The following is a 3,713-nucleotide window of genomic DNA, read 5'->3' as shown; positions in this document are numbered from 1 at the left end:
CTGCCGGACCTGCGCATTGGAAACGCCGGCCTTGTCGAGATTGGCGCGCGCCACGGTCAGCATTTCGCGCGACATGTCGATGCCAACGCCGCGCCGGTAGAGCGGCGAGAAGATTTCCAACAGCCGGCCCGTCCCGGTGCCGAGATCGAGCATTGACTGGAACGGTCGCTTGCCGACCAGCTTCAGCATCGCGGCCTCGACGGCACGGTCCGGCACGTGCAGCGAGCGGATATGGTCCCAGCTTGCCGCATTCACGGAAAAGTACTCCGTCGCCCGGTCCTGACGCTTGCGCTTGACCGAGGCGAGCCGCTCGAGATCGCGCTCGACCTGTGGATCGGCGCCGCGAATGCTGGAAACCAGCCCCATGACGAAGTCACGCGCGGAATCGGTATCCGACAGCCGGAAAAACGCCCATGACCCTTCCTGGTAACGGCCGATCAGCCCGGCCTCGAGCAGCAGCTTCAGGTGGCGCGAGACGCGCGGCTGCGACTGGCCGAGAATTTCGGTAAGATCGGAAACGGTGAGGTCGCCGCGCGACAACAGTGCCAATATGCGCAAGCGGCTGGATTCGGCCGCCGCCTTTAACGTATCCACCATGGTGTCGAGCGAGACATGCATCTACGTATTCTCTTTTCAGCGTATTCACTTTGAAAAAGATATAAACATATGTTTATGTCGATTTTAAAAACCTTGCAAGCGCTATGTCGCTTCCGGACAAGAAAATGCCGCATGCGTGATTTTCCGGTGCGTGCCACCCAAAAATGTGGTGCGGTTCCGGGACAATGACAGGCGCCAGCACAGAGATGGGCAGAATGAGCGGGCCACGCGAAATGTTCGAGGCACGCGAAGGCGAGCAGAGGCTGCAACAGGATCCGGCAACGATGACGGCGGATGCTGGCGTCGTCTTCATCGGCCGCATCGCCTCGCCATGGGTGACGCGGGAGAGCTGCCCAAAGAATATGCGCACGGCCCGCGAGACCGGGCAGCTGGCGGTGCTGACCATCGACGCGCCCTATCGGGATGGCCTGCGCGGACTGGAGTGCGCCAGCCATGTCATCATCTTGTCCTGGCTGCATCACGCGCCGCGGAATCTGATTGTGCAAAAACCCCGCCATGCGGCTGACGCGAAAGGTGTATTCGGCTTGCGATCCCCTGCCCGGCCGAACCCGGTCGGCCTGCATGTGGCAAGGCTCGTCGGACTGGACATCGCCACCGGACGTATCGATCTCGACGCCATCGACGTGCTCGACGGCACGCCGGTCATCGACATCAAGCCTTACTTTGCCTCGACCGATGCCATTGCCGAGGCGACCATTGAAGGACGTGACGAGCGATGACAGCGCCGACCGGCCGCCGCCGCGCCATCGCCAAGGCGCTGACAGCCCTTCTGCCGCTGGCGCCCTATGCCGACATGGAAAAGATCCGCACCGACGCCGGCGCGGTGCATATGAAGACATTGCCGCCTGGCATCGCGGTGTGGCTGGCGACGATCGCCCATATCCGCCACATGCATACCGACTACGAAAAGCTGCTGGCCGAAGGCTACGACCGCGACTCGGCGCGTTTCTTCGTCATCGAGCAGACCAACATGGTGCTCACCCGCTGGCGCGCGACACGCCTGCTCGACGCCGACGACGAGGAGGAATGAGGCAGCTATTGCCGGGTCAGTACAGCGATCGCGTTATAGGGCTGACCGTCGGCCTGGCCGACCCAGGTCCAGGACAGGTTTCCCTTGAAAAACCGGACGGTGATGTCGCCGCCATCGATGCACTTGTCCTGGCCGTAGGTGATGCGCTCATGGAATTCCGCCGACGTCTCATCCCTCGACGTCTGCGACAGCGACCCGCCGCAGCCGAGTGACGGATAGTCGATCGACGCGGCGTCATCCCTGATCGTCATGGCGATCGACCAGTCGGCGCCGGCGTCACCCGCCGGGCTCTGGTGGCCACTGCCGACCCAGGTGCCGGTAAACGTCTGCGCCGGCACGTTCACCGCGCAAGGCAGGTTCTGGAAGATCAGCGTCAATTCGCTGCCGGTCTTCTCGCAGCGATAGGTCTGGCCATTTTGGCAGAGTTCGTCGCCTTCTTTCGTGCATTGCGCGCTGGCTTCGCCCGTGGCGGCGAAAATCATCGTGGCCGCCATGACGGCCCAAAACCTGCCCATATCCCCCTCCCATTCTGCCCCATCGGATTATAAGGCAACTCCAATCCAATGTATCAGCTACATCGTCATGGAGGACGAACATCGCCGGACGGCTGGCTCTATGACTTCTGTCCGGCGCCGATAGGCTGATGACCCGCCCTGCGCGCGAGGAGGCCCCGATGGACCAGACGACGGCAACACAGGCTTCAAAGCCGCTGCCAGCGGTGAGCGACCGCCATATCGACCCGCATTCCTATCCCGACGGCATCGCCTTCCTCGACGGCCAGTACCTGCCGATGTCGCAAGCCAAGGTGTCGGTGCTCGATTGGGGATTCCTGCATTCCGACGCCACCTACGACACGGTGCATGTCTGGAACGGCCGCTTCTTCCGCCTCGATCTGCATCTCGATCGCTTCTTCGGCGGGCTGGAAAAGCTGCGCATGACAATCCCGTTCGACAGAGATGGCGTGACCGAAATCCTGCACAATTGCGCAGCACTTTCGGGTCATCGCGCCGCCTATGTCGAAATGCTGTGCACGCGCGGCGCCTCGCCGACCTTCAGCCGCGATCCACGCCAGGCAATCAACCGCTTCATGGCCTTCGCCGTGCCGTTCGGCTCGGTCGCAAATGCCGAGCAGCTGCAGCGCGGCCTGCGTGTCGCCATCAGCGACAGAGTGCGCATCCCGCCGGCCTCGATCGACCCGGCGATCAAGAACTACCATTGGCTCGATCTGGTGCGCGGCCTCTACGACGCCTATGACCGCGGCGCCGAGACCGCGCTCATCCTCGATTTCAACGGCAATGTCGCCGAAGGCCCGGGCTTCAACGTCTTCTGCGTCAAGGAAGGCAAATTGTCGACGCCGGCCATCGGCGTGCTGCCCGGCATCACAAGGCGCACCGTTTTCGATCTCTGTAGCGAGGAAGGTCTTGTCGCCGCCGCACTCGATGTCAGCGTCACCGCGCTCAAGGCAGCTGACGAGGTCTTCATCACCTCGACCGCCGGCGGCATCATGCCGGTGACGCAGATCGATGGCGTGGCGATCGCCGACGGCAAGGTCGGGCCGATCACCAGCCGGCTGATGGCGCTGTACTGGCAAAAGCATGATCACCCGGCGTGGTCGTCTCCGGTGAATTATCCCTGATCAAGGGGCGTCTTGTTCAAAAAGATTTCCCCTCGCCTCTGGAAAATCAGGGGATAGACCGTATATGCCCGAAAGCGGAGAAGCCTCCGCTTTCACTACAAATTGCGCCCGCAGGGGCAAGGATTCCACATCATGACATCAAAGGTTTGGTTCATCACCGGATCGTCGAAGGGCTTTGGCCGCGTCTGGGCCGAGGCCGCATTGGCGCGTGGCGACCGCGTTGCCGCGACCGCCCGTGACGCCGGCACGCTCGCCGATCTCGTCGCGAAATATGGCGACAACATCGCCGCGATAAAGCTCGACGTCACCGACAAGAAAGACGTCGATGCAGCTGTCGCCGAGGCGCACAAGCGCTTTGGCCGGCTCGACGTCGTCATCAACAATGCCGGCTACGGCCATTTCGGCGCCATCGAGGAAGTCAGCGAGCAG

General features: G+C 62.4%; 6 protein-coding genes. 4 read left to right on the top strand and 2 right to left on the bottom strand.

Annotation, left to right across the window (positions count from 1 at the left end; all coding sequences use genetic code 11):
• Positions 1 to 618, bottom strand: a 618-nt coding sequence (locus tag AC1DX0_RS32755; RefSeq protein ID WP_477358516.1) for an ArsR/SmtB family transcription factor, incomplete at its 3' end; no start/stop codon positions are given.
• Positions 619 to 812: 194 nt separating this feature from the next.
• Between AC1DX0_RS32755 and tsaA the strand changes: the two genes are divergently transcribed.
• Together tsaA and AC1DX0_RS32745 are read left to right on the top strand one after the other, a co-directional pair.
• On the top strand, positions 813 to 1,337 hold the full coding sequence (gene tsaA / locus AC1DX0_RS32750) for a tRNA (N6-threonylcarbamoyladenosine(37)-N6)-methyltransferase TrmO (protein WP_477221905.1): 525 nt from the start codon (positions 813 to 815) through the stop codon (positions 1,335 to 1,337).
• Positions 1,334 to 1,648, top strand: coding sequence for a DUF2293 domain-containing protein (locus AC1DX0_RS32745; RefSeq protein ID WP_477221904.1), 315 nt, complete (start codon positions 1,334 to 1,336; stop codon positions 1,646 to 1,648). Before tsaA ends, AC1DX0_RS32745 begins: the two co-directional genes overlap by 4 nt.
• 5 nt (positions 1,649 to 1,653) lie before the next feature.
• Here the strand turns inward: AC1DX0_RS32745 and AC1DX0_RS32740 are convergent, their stop codons facing one another.
• Positions 1,654 to 2,163, bottom strand: coding sequence for a hypothetical protein (locus AC1DX0_RS32740; RefSeq protein WP_477221903.1), 510 nt, complete (start codon positions 2,161 to 2,163; stop codon positions 1,654 to 1,656).
• 158 nt (positions 2,164 to 2,321) lie between these two features.
• Between AC1DX0_RS32740 and AC1DX0_RS32735 the strand changes: the two genes are divergently transcribed.
• Both AC1DX0_RS32735 and AC1DX0_RS32730 read left to right on the top strand, forming a co-directional pair.
• Positions 2,322 to 3,284, top strand: a complete 963-nt coding sequence (locus AC1DX0_RS32735) for a D-amino acid aminotransferase (RefSeq protein WP_477221902.1) — start codon at positions 2,322 to 2,324, stop codon at positions 3,282 to 3,284.
• Positions 3,285 to 3,416: 132 nt separating this feature from the next.
• Positions 3,417 to 3,713, top strand: a 297-nt coding sequence (locus tag AC1DX0_RS32730; RefSeq protein ID WP_477358514.1) for an SDR family NAD(P)-dependent oxidoreductase, incomplete at its 3' end; no start/stop codon positions are given.

This window comes from Mesorhizobium sp. P3_A9 (assembly GCF_056402975.1).
Note: the sequence above shows the minus strand (reverse complement) of the source record. Positions and strands in the feature narration are given on the sequence as shown.